This window comes from Aliiroseovarius sp. D2-2 (assembly GCF_055809455.1).
Map to the genome: position 1 here is coordinate 2636596 of NZ_CM147913.1, position 14050 is coordinate 2650645.

Here is a 14050-nt window from a genome sequence, read left to right on the forward strand (position 1 = left end):
TTAACTAATCACGATCCGCGCAATTTCAACCTTGCCTGCCCACGTCTGCCCTGTTCTAACGCCGATATGACCAAGACTTATGCCCGCCTGACTCCGCTTGCCGACAGCCTTCCCGCCACGGTGCCCTTCGTGGGTCCCGAGACGCAGGAACGCGCCCGTGGCCGTGCCTTTGCTGCGCGGTTGGGGGCAAATGAAAACACCTTTGGCCCCTCACCCAAGGCGATTGCCGCGATGGCGGATGCCGCGCGTGACGTCTGGATGTATGGCGACCCGGAAAACTTTGATCTGCGACAGGCTCTTGCCGCGCATCAAGGTATTTCACCGGAAAATATCATCGTCGGCGAAGGCATCGATGGGTTGCTGGGCTATTTGGTGCGATTGCTAATCGGGCCGGAGGACAAGGTCGTCACGTCGCAAGGCGCTTATCCGACCTTCAACTATCACGTGACCGGGTTTGGTGGCGTTCTGGAAACGGTCCCCTATCGCGATGACCACGAGGACCCAGAGGCCTTGATCGCCAAAGCGGCTGAGGTGGGTGCAAAGCTCGTTTACATCGCCAACCCGGACAACCCGATGGGCACGTGGCACTCGGCCGAGGTCATCCAGCGCATGATCGACAGCGTGCCCGAAGGTTGCTTGTTGATCTTGGATGAAGCGTACATCGAATTTGCCCCCGAAAGCACCGCGCCCACGCTGAATGTGGATGATCCCCGCGTGATCCGTATGCGCACCTTTTCAAAGGCTTACGGCATGGCGGGCGCGCGCGTTGGCTATGCGATTGGCACGTCCGACTTGATTACCGCCCACCATAAAATCCGCAACCATTTCGGCATGTGCCGCATTAGCCAAGCTGGCGCTTTGGCGGCATTGGAAGACCAGACCTATCTACGCGAAACCGTCCAGAACGTATCCGATGCCCGTGCGCGGATTGATGAAATCGCGCGTGAGAACGGCCTGAGCACCCTGCCCTCGGCCACGAACTTTGTTGCGGTGGATTGTGGAGAAGATGCTGTGTTTGCCAAGGCTGTTCTGGATGCGCTCATCGCGCAGGATGTGTTTGTCAGAATGCCTTTTGCCGCCCCGCAAAACCGCTGCATCCGAATTTCTGCAGGGACAGCTGAAGAACTGGGCGTCTTTGCAAAAGCCCTTCCATTGGCATTGAAAGCAGCCCGCGCTTAGGCCTGCGCTATGACTTCGGCAGCGGCTGGAAGCGCACCAGCGCCATGGGGAATATTCAGCGCCGTCAGTCCGGATTGAATGGCCGACAATGCGCCCATCACCATTGGCGCATTCACATGCCCCATATGGCCCAGCCGGAAGAACCCATCGCCTTTTGGGTCGTCTGGGGTCGACATGCCTAAGCCAATCCCTAACGTCACCCCGGTGTTCTGCTCGGTCCAGTTTCGAAGAGCCGTTCCGTAAGGTGCTCCGATCTGAAGTGAGGTCACGGCATTGGAGCGATGCGTTGGCTCTGCAACATTCATCTGAAGCGGACCACCAGCACCCCACGCATCAAATGCAGCCCAAATGGCGCGGGCCAGATGGGCGTGACGGGACCAGAGTTTTTCAGCGCCACCCTCTTCCTCAATCATCCTCAAAGCCTCGCGCAACCCAAACAAATGGTGGGTGGGCGCGGTGCCTCCGAAATACTGATAGAAGATCTCGGGATTGGCACGCGGCGCCCAATCCCAGTACCGCGACACGCGTGAAAGGGTGTCGCGAACGGCGGCGGCTTTGTCACTAAAGAGCACAAACCCCATGCCGGGCGGGACCATCAGGCCCTTTTGCGAGGCCGCGACGGCGACATCCACGCCCCAAGCGTCCATTTCAAAGCGGTCACATCCCATCGAGGCGATACAATCGACCATCAACAGCGCCGGGTGCCCGGCCGCATCCATTGCTGCGCGAACAGCCTCAACATCATTCCGGACAGAGGTCGACGTATCCACATGCGTCAGTAAAACGGCCTTCAATTCGTGCGCAACATCGGCGCGCAAAAGCTCTTCGACCCGGTTGGGTTCAACGGGTGCTTTCAAACCAAACTCTTCGATCACGGGCTCAACACCCAGCGCCGATGCCATCTCGTGCCAGCCATGGCCAAATCGCCCGGTACAAAGCGACAACGCCTTATCGCCAGCGGCCAATGTGTTCGACAAAGCCGCTTCCCACGCGCCATGGCCATTGGCGATATAGATCACCGCATGGTGCCGCGTTCTGGCAACTGATTTCAGCCCGTCAATCAAGCCGGGCATCATGTCCACAACCTCGCCCGCATAGATATTGGGCGCGGCGCGATGCATCGCTTGTAACACCCGGTCAGGCATTACGGATGGGCCGGGAATGGCAAGATGGGTGCGGCCATGTGATAGCGTCATGGGAAGCCTTTTTTGTTCTCAGGCCATAAGCGGTAAAGCGACATATGGATCGCGTCAACGGGGTCAGGAAGCCCCCTTCTTGTTTGTAGCGCCCTGACAAGTTACATCCCGGTAAGAGCCTTTCACTGGGTTTGGGTCAGCACCGGACAGGAACCGAATGTTCAAATCACTGTTTGCCGAGATCAAAAAACGCGAGCGTGCGTGGAAACACGGGTTCGGAATGGACATCTCGACCCCTGAGGGGCGTCGTGCAGCACGTCGCCATAACAACCTTGTGGATCATGCTTTCCTTCGTCGCGTGTTACCAAACCGCTATCAGCTTTCCAAAGACGCTTGGCGTTCAAATCAACCTGATCCGGTTCATTTCCCAGCGCTGCAAAAGGCCGATATCAAGACCGTGATCAACCTGCGTGGGGCTGACAAGTATTCGTATTATCTGTTCGAGGTTGAGGCCTGTCAGGACTACGGCATGAAGCTGATCGACCATCCTTTACTGGCTCGCGTACTGGGCACCGCGGAAGAGTATCTTGAGCTTCTCGACATCATGGAAACGGTGGAAAAACCATTTCTGATCCACTGCAAATCCGGCGCGGATCGGACAGGTATTGCATCCGCACTATATCTTTTGGATCAATGCGGTGGGACCTTGGACGAGGCCCGCGCACAACTGTCTTTGAAATACGCACATCAACGGTGGTCCAAAGCTGGTATTTTGGATGCGCTGATTGAAGCGTACGCTACACATTACGAAAGCGACCCAATTTCCATCAGGGACTGGTTCGCGCACCACTATGACCCAGACGCCATCACACAGGCATTTCAAGCCGAACGGAATAAGCGATGACCTCAGACACGGCGAAAACCGACCAGAAGCAGATGATCCGCTGGCTTTGGAAGGGTTACATGCGCGCCTATCGGCTGCCGCTGATGCTGGCGATGCTTCTGATGCTTGCGGAAGGCTTGGCCTTGGGCGGCCTGAGCTACATGATCAGACCCATGTTCGACGTGGCGTTTTCTTCGGGCAATACGACATCGATCATTTGGGTGGCCGTGATTGTAGCGGGAATTTTCATCGTCCGCGCGTTCGCCGCCTTTGGCCATCGTGTGCTGATGATCCATGTCGGCCAACGTGTTGGGGCCAATCTGCAGTCGGATATGGTGGCCCATATGCTGACCTTGGACAGCAACTATTTCCGCGACAATTCCCCAGGCACATTGATGGAACGGGTGCGCGGAGATGCGCAAGCCATCGCCACGATATGGGAGGTCGTCTTGGCCGCCGTCGCCCGCGATGTTGTATCATTGCTTGCACTTTTAGGTGTGGCCCTTTCGATCGACTGGCTATGGGTTGTGGTCGCGGTGGCAGCGGCCCCCGTTTTGACCTACCCGATGGGCATTCTGCAAAAGCGTGTGCGCAGGACCACCACAGACAGCCGCGCCGCAGCGGCGCAGATCTCGACCCGGTTGGACGAGATCTTTCACGGCATTAACTCGATCAAGCTTTCGGGTACTGAACGCCACGAACAATCCCGTGTTGATCGCGAGATCAGCGCCTTTGCGAAAACTCACCTGCAAAGCCAAGCCAACCAAGGGGCAATCGTCGCCATGGTCGACATCATCGCTGCAGTCGGCTTTTTCGGCGTGCTGGTTTATGGCGGGCTTCAGATCAATTCCGGCGTGAAAACCGTGGGCGAGTTCATGAGCTTTTTCACCGCAATGGCGCTGGTCTTTGATCCCTTGCGCAACCTGGGCAAGGTCTCGGGCGGGTGGCAAGCGGCGATTGCCAGCCTTACGCGTATTCGCGACGTGTTTGCCCAGCGCCCAACGATCTTGTCCCCTGCCAAACCGGCAGCCCTGCCCGCCAAGGCAAGTACCGCCGACATCGTTCTTAATGACGTGAACTTTGCTTATGGCGACACGCCAATCCTGCGTGGAACGACGCTGATCGCTGAGGCTGGAAAAACCACCGCGCTTGTTGGGGCATCTGGTGCTGGCAAAAGCACGATCTTCAATCTGTTGACCCGGTTGGCGGATGCAAAGTCAGGTGAAGTCTCGGTCGGTGGGGCAGATGTCACAAGTCTTCCATTGGATCAGTTGCGCGGTCTGTTTTCGGTGGTCAGTCAGGAGGCCCTTCTGTTTGACGAAACCCTACGCGACAACATCTTGATGGGGCGCGAGGGCGTGGACGAGAAAGCCATGAAACATGCGCTGGACACGGCCCACGTTTCCGACTTCCTACCGCGCATGCCAGACGGGTTAGACAGCCCGGCCGGCCCGCGTGGATCAAATCTGTCAGGCGGACAACGGCAACGGATTGCAATTGCCCGCGCAGTTCTGCGCGACGCGCCTGTTTTGTTGCTGGACGAAGCGACATCAGCACTGGACGCAAAATCAGAAAAGCTGGTGCAACAAGCGTTGGATACGCTGTCGAAGGGTCGCACGACCTTGGTGATCGCGCACCGCCTGTCCACCGTCCGCGATGCCGACAAGATCGTCGTGATGGATCAGGGGCGTGTGGTTGATCAAGGAACCCATGACGAATTGCTGGCCCGTGGCGGGCTTTATGCGCAACTCTACAACCTTCAATTTCAAGACGGCTCAGGCGGCGCGCAACACAGCATTGGGCGGGAAGAACGCACACCTGCCCTGCCTGCCGAACGCCAAAACCCTGACCGCTGGTCCTTCCGTCGGCTGTTCACCGGTGGGTTTTGGGGCCGCAAACGCGACTGATCCTTTTTACCGCCGCACCACGCGCCTATATTGGTTTGGCGACAGGAGACCACAATGACCAATCGAACCGTCCTAAAGATCAGCGGCGTTGACCGCGAAAGCTTCCTGCAAGGGCTGGTCACCAATGATGTTGCACGGCTGAAAGATGGGCTGGTATATGCGGCGATTTTGACGCCTCAGGGCAAGTATCTGGCTGACTTTTTCATGGTTCCTGCAGATGAGGCCATCTTGATCGACGTGGCGACGGTACTGGCAAAACCGCTGGCCCAGCGGCTGTCCATGTACAAGTTGCGCGCGGATGTGGTGATCGAAGCCACTGAAACCCAACCCGCATTGGGACTTGGGGACACGCCCGATGGGGCCTTTGCCGACCCCCGCCACCCTGACCTTGGCTGGCGCGCCTATGATGGGCGCGACGGAGACACAGGCGTGGATTGGGAGGCCGTCTACGTCGCGCATCTAATTCCCCAGACCGGAATCGAGTTAACGCCTGACAGCTACATTCTCGAGGCAGGATTTGAGCGTCTTAACGGCGTCGATTTCAAAAAGGGATGCTATGTCGGGCAAGAGGTCACCGCCAGAATGAAGCATAAAACCGAGCTGAAGAAGGGGCTGGCTTTGGTGTCCATCGACGGTTCCGTGCCCGCTGGTACGCCCATCACGCGCGACGGTAAGCCGGTCGGCACGCTCTTCACGCAATCAGGGGATCAGGCCATTGCCTATCTTCGGTTTGATCGCGCGGGCACTGACATGAAGGCCGACGACGCAGACGTGTCGTGGTCAAGTCAGGCGTAACGCCACTTTCCCTGTCCAATCCCATCCAGAGTATAAGCGTCGACCCCATAGCGTATTAGCCGAAGGGTTGGATGGCCAACCGCAGCAGTCATCCGGCGCACTTGACGGTTTTTGCCTTCGGTGATCTTCAACTCAATCCAGCTATCTGGCACGGATTTTCGCACGCGGATGGGGGGATCACGCATCCACAAATCCGCCGGCTCGTCCATCTGTCGAACCTTCGCGGGCCGCGTGCGACCGTCTTTCAGATCAACACCATCGCGTAAAGCTTGCAGGGCGGCAGCGTCCGGAATGCCTTCAACCTGAACCCAGTACGTTTTTGCAATCTTATGCTTCGGATTTGCAAGTTTCGCCTGCAACTTGCCATCATCCGTCAGCACCAAAAGCCCCTCGCTATCACGATCAAGACGCCCAGCCGCATAGACACCCGGCAGATCAATGAACTCTGACAAGGTTTGCCGGTCGCTGCCTTCGGTCCCTTTGTCCGTGAACTGGGACAGCACGTTGAATGGCTTGTTGAACAGGATCGTGGTCATTGCGATCGCCTTTGAGTTTGAGCTGCCGGCGCGCGGCATAAACCGAGCCGATTACTTTGGCAGGACCTCAATAATCCGGGGGAGTTGTTTTTCCAACCACCCTATTCGCCCATCATTCATGGCAATGGCCAGAATCGATTGGCGTGTCTGTGATACAAAAAGCATCGCGCTCCACATCGTGTTGGAGCCGTTGTGAAACAGTACGTCCCCATCGTCACGCGGCAAGATCACCCAGCCCAGCGCATACTGTTGTTTCACCGGCGTCACAAAGCGCGCGCAGCTTTCTTTCGACAAGAAATCTGAACGCACACCTGTGCACTGGTTTAACTGCGCAGCGCCCCATCGCATCAGATCACCCATCGTAAGGTGAACAGTCCCTGCAGGCCCCATCCACGCGGGGTTGTCAGCATTTCCCGTTGGGTCCACAGGCCACGAGAACCCAAGTAAACGGTGGTGACCCCAAGCGTCCTCGGACCCATCTGGTGCACCGAACCCAAGGCTTGTTAACCCAAGAGGTGTGGCGATTTCAGCGCGGATCAAATCCTCCCAGCTTTTTCCTGTCACGTGTTCGACGACTACCCCGGCCAGAACATAGCCCGTGTTGGAGTATTCAAAGGATGGCTCTGAATTCTCAAGTGACTCCCCCCAAAGCTGACGCATCAATGCCAACCGCGCTTTAGTGACATCGTCCGGCAGCCCATCCCGACGCGCATTCGCGGGCAATCCAGCAGTGTGGCTTAGCAGGTCAGATAGGCGAATTTTTTGCCAGTCCGTGTGCATCTCTGAACGGAACGCAGGCAGAAGCTCTCCAATTGGCGTGTCAATATCGAGCACGCCCTGATCATGCAGCCGCAATATCATCGCAGATGTCATCGACTTGGTCAGAGAGCCGATATGCCAGCGCGACTTTTCTGACACTTGACCTTTCCGTTTGTAACGAGGCCCAGCGGTCGCAATCTGTGGTGCCTCACCAAGTCTTTGAAACCCAATGCCGATGGCGCGGCCGCGTTCTTGCTGAAGTGTTGTGACTAGGGTTTCTAGCTCTGACTGGTCGCTTACCATGGATGCCTCTTGCGCTGTCGCAGTATTTTTCAGTGTTGAAAGGCTGATCAACGTAAGAACTGACAAGAACCAAACTAATCGTTTCATCGATCAAATTCCCTGTCGCCAACACGGATGCACAAAATAAAAAACGTGCCCGGCATATCGCACAGGCACGTTTGTAAATGGTAATCGCTGAGCCGCGGATCAAGCGCGTTCTGAGTATTCCATCGTTTCGGTGTTAACGACGATCGCTTCACCTTGACCAACGAACGGGGGCACCGAAATCCGCACGCCGTTGTCCAGAAGAGCTGGTTTGAAGCTGTTGGCGGCGGTTTGGCCCTTCACGACCGGCTCGGTCTCTTCGATGGTGCAGGTCACTTTCTGTGGCAAAGAGGCATTCAATGCCTCGTCGTCATAAAACTCGACCACGATGGTCATACCATCTTGCAAGAACGGGCGACGTTCCCCAAGTAGGTCTGCCGGAATTTGGTTCTGTTCATAGGTCTCTGTGTCCATGAAGATCAGCATACCGTCATCTTCATACAAGAACTGCTGGTCTTTCTGCTCCAAACGCACGCGCTCAACTTTGTCGGCTGACCGGAAACGTTCGTTCAGTTTGGAACCATTTCGCAGGTTCTTCATTTCGACCTGTGCAAATGCACCGCCTTTACCCGGCTTGACGTGGTCGACTTTGACCGCAGCCCAAAGGCCACCGTTATGTTCCAGCACGTTGCCGGGACGAATTTCATTACCGTTAATCTTGGGCATATCCTGAAACCTTCGCAAAAGGTTGAAATTTGTTGGTCTGACCCTATATCTTGGCGGTCTCTATCTGACAAGCCGAGCGTTAATCGACCTAGTTACGTAACAGCCATGCAACAAGCGCATGGCAGCCATGTGATTAGGGGGATACCGAATCGCTCGGAACATGCCATATTGGCCGCTACGCCAAAAACCGCAAGAGCAAGAATAATAAAGGACGACCATGCTGGACTCCGTAGACGGTACTGCTTTCAATAACGAACAAGGCAATCGCGCACGCAAACTTTTTGCCGCTGTCGTGTTGGCTGCCTTGGATGATGCTATTGCTGACGACAAAAAGTACGGCAATGGCCCGGATCAGATTGCCCGCTGGGCGCGTTCGCGCGACGGCCGTGAAGTTCTGAGCTGTGCAGGCATCGACCCCAACGAACGCGTTGTAGGCGGATTGATGGACTTCGTGTCCAAAGGTATCCGGACGTCCGTTGCATTGAGCCGCGAAGAAAGCGAGCGTCGCAACGCCGCCACTGCAGAAGCTGCATAAGCTTTAACAGATTATACTCCTTGGAATGCGCGTCCCTTGAGGGCGCGTTTTTCGTTAGGGAACATGCGATGGTCGGTTCGGGGCTGGAGCCAGCCCCTAAAACCCCCTAATGATTTGGCCATGACCAAGTCGATCATGATTCAGGGCGCGGGCTCGAACGTTGGGAAATCTCTGCTGGTGGCGGGTATCGCCCGTGCGGCGGTAAATCGTGGGCTAAGCGTGGCCCCGTTCAAACCGCAAAACATGTCCAACAATGCAGCCGTCACTGTTGATGGGGGCGAGATCGGAAGGGCCCAAGCGCTTCAGGCCAAGGCCTGTCGGTTGGATCCAGTTGTGGACATGAATCCTGTTCTTCTCAAGCCAGAGACTGATACGGGCGCTCAGGTCATCGTGCAGGGTAAACGCTTCGCCACCATGAAGGCGCGCGACTATGGAAAGGCGAAAGCCGAATTGATGCCGCGCGTACTGGAAAGCTTCCACAGGCTTGGTGCGCAATATGATCTTGTGTTGGTCGAAGGCGCGGGCAGCCCTGCCGAGATCAACCTGCGCGCAGGAGACATCGCCAATATGGGTTTTGCCGAAGCAGCAGATATACCAGTTGTCCTCGCCGGTGATATCGACCGCGGTGGAGTGATTGCGCAGTTGGTTGGCACGCACGCAGTCCTTCCCCAATCCGACCGCACCCGGATCAAGGCTTTCTTGGTCAACAAGTTCCGGGGTGACCCCACTCTGTTTGCGGATGGGGCTGCCGAGATTGCCCGGCTGACCGGCTGGGCTGATTTGGGCACCTTGCCCTGGTTTGCCGATGCTTGGCGCTTGCCTGCCGAAGATGTGATGGACATTGCCACCCGCCAAGGTGGTCAGTTTAAGGTGGCCGTTCCGCGACTGAACCGCATTGCGAATTTCGACGACCTTGATCCGTTGGTGAATGAGCCAGACGTCACAGTCGAGATCATCGAGCCCGGTCGCCCCCTGCCCGGAGATGCAGATTTGGTCCTGATCCCCGGATCAAAATCCACCATCGCAGATCTGGCGGATTTCCGGGCCCAAGGTTGGGACATTGATCTAAGCGCTCATATCCGGCGCGGCGGCCATGTCATGGGCATCTGCGGCGGGTATCAGATGCTCGGGAACGAGATCATCGACGCAGATGGGATTGAAGGCCCCGTGGCACAGGTGCCGGGATTGGGTCACCTTGATGTTGTGACCCACCTGGAGCCGCGCAAGACCCTGGCCCTGACACAAGCCAAACACCTGCCTTCTAACGAGGCCGTGGAGGGCTACGAAATCCATCTTGGTCGCACGGAAGGGCCAGACACCGACCGCGCTTGGCTATCCGTTGATGGCCGTCCAGAAGGTGCAGGCAACAAGGATGGACGTGTTCTGGGCTGTTATCTGCACGGGCTGTTCGCGGCAGATGGCTTCCGCCGGAATTTCCTAAAGAGATTAGGTGCGAAGGTTTCAGACACAAGCTTCGACGCGCAGATCGAAACCAGCCTAGACGCGCTGGCTGATCATCTGGAAGAGCATTTGGATTTAGACGCGCTGTTGGCTTTGGCCCGCTGATCGCAAGCCGAAGTGGGCTTAGTCAAACTTCTCAATTGTGAGAGCACGTGTCACTTCGCGGCGCACCATGCGGCGCACAGCCTGAGTGATCTTAACGCCCATTTGGCCCTGCAGTTCATCGCGCACAATGCGCGACACGATTTCTTGCAAGTGGTCTTCGTCAATGAATTCACTGTCATCTTCAACGATTTCAGCCTGCGGAGTGACTTCAGGAACCAGAATCGAAACGGTATCTTCGACGATTGTTTCAGTGTCCGAGAGTTCCTCTACATTCAGCGCTTTGGTGCCTTCGTCGACCTCGGCTTCGTCGAAAGCATTATCGGTGGCTGAAACAACCGCTTCGACTGCAGCATCAAGATCACCACTCTGACCAGCGTCTTCTAGATCAGCCACCTCTGCAATGTCATCAGAACTGCTGTGATCCGTTACCAACTCAGCTTCCACAACTTCGATCTGTTCAGCATCTGAGGCATCAACGTCTTCGACATCAACTTCGACCAAATCTTCAGAAGCAGCCAGTTCCTGTTCTTCTTGCATTTCTGGTGCGTCAGCCTCGGACAGGTCTTCAGCTTCTGTGCGGGTCAACCGCTGGTGTAGGAATGCGACCTGCGCGGTTTCACCGACACTTTCGTCGTCCCAATTATCTTCATAATCTACAGGAGGGTCGTTCGAGACTACGGAGGTATCATCCAGTTCCGGAACATCATCGCCACTCTTGCAGGTTTCGACCAGATTCCCAAGAAGCTTGTCCTGTTCATCTTCTGGAAGATCTGCATCCAGATCTTCTTGCTCAAGCTTTTCGACCGGAATGTCCCGACCATCGCGTGTGCGTTTATTTTGGGCTTCCGCCATGTCCCCATCAAACACTCGGAAAGCCGGGGTAAGGATCAACTTATTGTCCGCTGAGCCTTGCGAGTCAGCGCCGTCGCCTTTGTCCGACTGGCCCGCAGATATAAGTTGACGGATCGAGGACAGAACATCTTCGATTTCTGCGTTCGAGACCGGTTCCGACATGGGGTACTTCCTGTTTAACTGCACACATTCGCCGGTTACCCGGCTTTTCTGCCTGCCAGACTAGCCAGTTCAGGCAGTCCAGACAACAGCCAGAAGCGGAAACAGCTTGTGGACATTAGGGCAAAACCCGCGTCTCACCACTGATAGTTCGGTGATTTACTTCTTGCCCAAAGCTTCAAGCACAAGGTCCAAGCGTTTGCCTTGTGGGCTGACACGATGGATCGGCGCCGATTTCACAGTGTTATAGTACGCTTCCGGATCATAAGTGACGACGCCGAGGTTCAGATGCTCAGCCGTCAACAAACCCATCGTGGATAGCAGCGAATAAACCGCAAGGTATTGATTCGACTGCGCCGTGATACGCGAGGCCTCTGCATTAAGAAGCTCTTGTTCAGCATTCAGCACATCCAATGTCGTACGCGACCCAAGAGATGCCTCCTCACGTGCGCCACGCAAGGCAACGCGACTTGCGCGAATTTGACGATCAGTCGCCTGAAGCGAAGCAGATGCAATCGCCAACTGCGCCCACGCATTTGCCACGCCTTGATCAACCGCGATACGTGTCTGATGCAATCCCGCCCGCGCTGCTTCGGATTGAGCAATGGCCTTGCGATATTCAGCAGACATGCGACCACCAGCATAGATCGTACCCTGAAGGACGACCCCGACCGAGTGGGAATACAGATCTTCAGTGTTCAGCTGTCCATTCTGAAATCGAGTTGCTCCGTCCTGTGTCCATGACGACTGAGCTTGACCGGCGATTGACGGCTTCATCGCCTTTTTCGATATCTGAATAACTAGATCTGAGGCAGCAACATTGTGTTGCGCAGCCAAAATATTCGGGTGGCGTTCGCGTGCAACCGCTTGCGCCGCTTCAACAGTTTTGGCGGTCATGGGGGGGGCGGGCGGCGCGGACAGTGTATTTGGATAGCCACCGGTCACCGCCTTATATTCCTCGCGCGAAATTTCCAGGTTTCCGCGGGCGGATGCTTCGTTCGCACGAGCAGCCGCAAGACGAGCGCGCGCCAGCGCGACATCAGTCTGGGTCACTTCTCCCACTTCGAATCGATCATTAGCAGCACGTAATTCCTGCGTTAGAACCCGGACCGAATTGCTCTGAAGTTGTGCGTTTTCGACGGCAGAACGAACATCTAGATAAGCCTTCACAGCCCGCAGAAGCACTTGCTGCTCTACGTCTGCGAGACTATCGCGCGTTGCAAGCACCAGCTGTTTCTGAAGCTCAATCGCCATCTGACTTCGGCCAAAATCGAAGATCAAAATGTTGGCCGTCAATGTGGCCGAAGTACGCCAAGCTGCATTATTCGAGATGCCTGCATCCTGATCAGAGAGGCCATAGTTTAACGCATAAGTTAACGATGGACGCAGCGCCGAACGGGCAATGGCCACATCTTCGTCTGCGGCGCGCAAAGTTGCGCGATTTTGTTCCAGAAGCCCGCTGTTCTTGTATGCCGACGCCATCGCGTCAGACAGGCTTTCTGCCATCGCTGCAGAGGACATGACAAAGGCGCAGGCCGTGGCCGCAGTCAATCTGGTCAGTTTCGCTTTTACTCCAGCACCCATGGTACTCTCCTGCTTAAAATGACTTGCCTAATGCAATGCCCCTGATCAAAGCGCGAATTCGCGAAGAGCCTCAAACCCAGTTACAACAGGAGCGCCGGCGCTAAATCCATGCCGCCACACCATTTCTCCGTCAATCTTATACCCGATTTTTGCAGTTCCCAACATACCCTCTGCAAAGATACAGGCCATACGACCGCCGTCTTTAAGCTGATCAAGTATCTTGGATGGCACAGTTTCAACCGCACCCTGCACCATAATCACGTCATACGGGCCGTTCTTTTCATTCCCATCAGCCAGCGGACCAGCGACAACTGCAACATTGTCGACACCCTGAGCAGACAGAATTTCTTGTGCTTCGTTGGCGCGGCTTTCATCTTCTTCCACCGCGATAACGAAATCTGACAAACGGGCTAAAACCGCAGCGCTGTACCCAAGCCCGCACCCTAGAATTCAGCACCAGCTCATCTGGTTGAATACTTAGCGCATCCAACATCTTAGCAAGCGTTCGCGGCTCTAGGATCACGCGATTTTCGTCCAGCGCGATGTTTTCACCCACATAGGCCGCCTCGCGTTTGCCATCTGGCACGTATTCCTCGCGCGCAATGGTCAACATCGCATCGATGATCGGGAACTTTGTTACATCCGATGGACGAACCTGCGTGTCCACCATAATGGTACGGCGTGCGGCGAAATCTGTCATGGCTGACCTATGTTTCTGATGTCTTTGGTTTCTCTTGCCACAGTTATCAATTGTCGGCAATCCCGCAAGGCCGAGGAGTATGATTGGTCGCACCCAAAATCGGTTTTGAAAAGACCGTGCCGGAAAATCACACATCTGACCGTGAAACCGGGCTGGACATCCCCCCAGAGAAGGCGCTAGAGAAGCTCGACACCACGGACGGCGAGTTGGCGGAGTGGTTACGCAGCGGATTGCAAATCCGTGTACACCGGTTCGATTCCGGTACTCGCCTCCAATCTTTTCAATGACTTAGGCCATAACCCCCATCCAAAAGGTGGTTTCAGTCTCAGTTTTGTCTCACTGAAAATCGTGTTCGGATAGGCTCAAGTTTGATCGCCCTTGCCCGACCGGAATCGCATTTTCAAAC

Annotated in this window: 12 protein-coding genes, 1 tRNA gene and 1 pseudogene; 7 read left to right on the forward strand and 7 right to left on the reverse strand. The window is 55.8% G+C overall.

The genetic code is table 11. The annotated features are described in order from the left end of the window. The first annotated feature begins 66 nt into the window (after positions 1-66). On the forward strand, positions 67-1179 hold the full coding sequence (locus AC0L6A_RS12975) for a pyridoxal phosphate-dependent aminotransferase (protein ID WP_473290609.1): 1113 nt from the start codon (positions 67-69) through the stop codon (positions 1177-1179). Here the strand turns inward: AC0L6A_RS12975 and AC0L6A_RS12980 are convergent. Beyond that, positions 1176-2375, reverse strand: a complete 1200-nt coding sequence (locus tag AC0L6A_RS12980) for a pyridoxal-phosphate-dependent aminotransferase family protein (RefSeq protein ID WP_473290611.1) — start codon at positions 2373-2375, stop codon at positions 1176-1178. The genes AC0L6A_RS12975 and AC0L6A_RS12980 overlap by 4 nt on opposite strands. A gap of 157 nt (positions 2376-2532) precedes the next feature. Between AC0L6A_RS12980 and AC0L6A_RS12985 the strand changes: the two genes are divergently transcribed. From AC0L6A_RS12985 to ygfZ, 3 genes are read left to right on the forward strand one after another with little or no spacing between them, the layout of a single operon-like run. Then, complete coding sequence (locus tag AC0L6A_RS12985; RefSeq protein ID WP_473290613.1) at positions 2533-3219, forward strand: tyrosine-protein phosphatase; 687 nt, start codon at positions 2533-2535, stop codon at positions 3217-3219. Then, entirely contained in the window at positions 3216-5105 is a 1890-nt protein-coding gene (locus AC0L6A_RS12990) for an ABC transporter ATP-binding protein (protein ID WP_473290615.1), read from the forward strand. The genes AC0L6A_RS12985 and AC0L6A_RS12990 overlap by 4 nt, the downstream gene beginning before the upstream one ends. 54 nt (positions 5106-5159) lie before the next feature. Beyond that, positions 5160-5900 carry a CAF17-like 4Fe-4S cluster assembly/insertion protein YgfZ gene (ygfZ, locus tag AC0L6A_RS12995; protein WP_473290617.1) on the forward strand — a complete coding sequence of 247 codons (741 nt, stop codon included), beginning with the start codon at positions 5160-5162 and terminating at the stop codon, positions 5898-5900. Here ygfZ and AC0L6A_RS13000 read toward each other — a convergent pair. From AC0L6A_RS13000 to efp, 3 genes are all read right to left on the reverse strand, one after another. Then, positions 5891-6436 carry a pseudouridine synthase gene (locus AC0L6A_RS13000; RefSeq protein WP_473290618.1) on the reverse strand — a complete coding sequence of 182 codons (546 nt, stop codon included), beginning with the start codon at positions 6434-6436 and terminating at the stop codon, positions 5891-5893. The two genes, ygfZ and AC0L6A_RS13000, sit on opposite strands and share 10 nt — an antisense overlap. A 51-nt stretch (positions 6437-6487) precedes the next feature. After that, entirely contained in the window at positions 6488-7585 is a 1098-nt protein-coding gene (locus AC0L6A_RS13005) for a serine hydrolase domain-containing protein (RefSeq protein WP_473290620.1), read from the reverse strand. Between the two features lie 99 nt (positions 7586-7684). Further along, positions 7685-8248, reverse strand: coding sequence for an elongation factor P (efp, locus tag AC0L6A_RS13010; RefSeq protein WP_473290621.1), 564 nt, complete (start codon positions 8246-8248; stop codon positions 7685-7687). 217 nt (positions 8249-8465) lie between these two features. On the opposite strand from efp, the gene AC0L6A_RS13015 reads away from it, so the two are divergent. Next, on the forward strand, positions 8466-8783 hold the full coding sequence (locus AC0L6A_RS13015; protein ID WP_473290623.1) for a DUF6280 family protein: 318 nt from the start codon (positions 8466-8468) through the stop codon (positions 8781-8783). A 120-nt stretch (positions 8784-8903) separates the two neighbouring features. After that, positions 8904-10349 (forward strand): cobyric acid synthase, encoded by a 1446-nt coding sequence (locus tag AC0L6A_RS13020; protein ID WP_473290625.1) that lies wholly within the window; start codon positions 8904-8906, stop codon positions 10347-10349. Between the two features lie 18 nt (positions 10350-10367). On the opposite strand, the gene AC0L6A_RS13025 is transcribed toward AC0L6A_RS13020, so the two are convergent. From AC0L6A_RS13025 to AC0L6A_RS13035, 3 genes and pseudogenes are all read right to left on the reverse strand, one after another. After that, complete coding sequence (locus AC0L6A_RS13025; RefSeq protein WP_473290627.1) at positions 10368-11363, reverse strand: tetratricopeptide repeat protein; 996 nt, start codon at positions 11361-11363, stop codon at positions 10368-10370. A gap of 156 nt (positions 11364-11519) precedes the next feature. Then, positions 11520-12944, reverse strand: a complete 1425-nt coding sequence (locus AC0L6A_RS13030) for a TolC family outer membrane protein (RefSeq protein WP_473290629.1) — start codon at positions 12942-12944, stop codon at positions 11520-11522. Positions 12945-12989: 45 nt separating this feature from the next. Continuing rightward, positions 12990-13644, reverse strand: a pseudogene (locus AC0L6A_RS13035) (protein-L-isoaspartate O-methyltransferase family protein). 200 nt (positions 13645-13844) lie between these two features. Here AC0L6A_RS13035 and AC0L6A_RS13040 point away from each other — a divergent pair. Beyond that, a tRNA-Cys gene (locus AC0L6A_RS13040) sits at positions 13845-13918 on the forward strand. Positions 13919-14050: the final 132 nt, after the last annotated feature.

Bases quoted from the DNA above. Each gene is read 5' to 3' on its own strand.
- AC0L6A_RS12975 (WP_473290609.1), top strand. From the start codon at position 67: ATGACCAAGACTTATGCCCGCCTGACTCCGCTTGCCGACAGCCTTCCC.
- AC0L6A_RS12980 (WP_473290611.1), bottom strand. From the start codon at position 2,375: ATGACGCTATCACATGGCCGCACCCATCTTGCCATTCCCGGCCCATCC.
- AC0L6A_RS12985 (WP_473290613.1), top strand. From the start codon at position 2,533: ATGTTCAAATCACTGTTTGCCGAGATCAAAAAACGCGAGCGTGCGTGG.
- AC0L6A_RS12990 (WP_473290615.1), top strand. From the start codon at position 3,216: ATGACCTCAGACACGGCGAAAACCGACCAGAAGCAGATGATCCGCTGG.
- ygfZ (WP_473290617.1), top strand. From the start codon at position 5,160: ATGACCAATCGAACCGTCCTAAAGATCAGCGGCGTTGACCGCGAAAGC.
- AC0L6A_RS13000 (WP_473290618.1), bottom strand. From the start codon at position 6,436: ATGACCACGATCCTGTTCAACAAGCCATTCAACGTGCTGTCCCAGTTC.
- AC0L6A_RS13005 (WP_473290620.1), bottom strand. From the start codon at position 7,585: ATGAAACGATTAGTTTGGTTCTTGTCAGTTCTTACGTTGATCAGCCTT.
- efp (WP_473290621.1), bottom strand. From the start codon at position 8,248: ATGCCCAAGATTAACGGTAATGAAATTCGTCCCGGCAACGTGCTGGAA.
- AC0L6A_RS13015 (WP_473290623.1), top strand. From the start codon at position 8,466: ATGCTGGACTCCGTAGACGGTACTGCTTTCAATAACGAACAAGGCAAT.
- AC0L6A_RS13020 (WP_473290625.1), top strand. From the start codon at position 8,904: ATGACCAAGTCGATCATGATTCAGGGCGCGGGCTCGAACGTTGGGAAA.
- AC0L6A_RS13025 (WP_473290627.1), bottom strand. From the start codon at position 11,363: ATGTCGGAACCGGTCTCGAACGCAGAAATCGAAGATGTTCTGTCCTCG.
- AC0L6A_RS13030 (WP_473290629.1), bottom strand. From the start codon at position 12,944: ATGGGTGCTGGAGTAAAAGCGAAACTGACCAGATTGACTGCGGCCACG.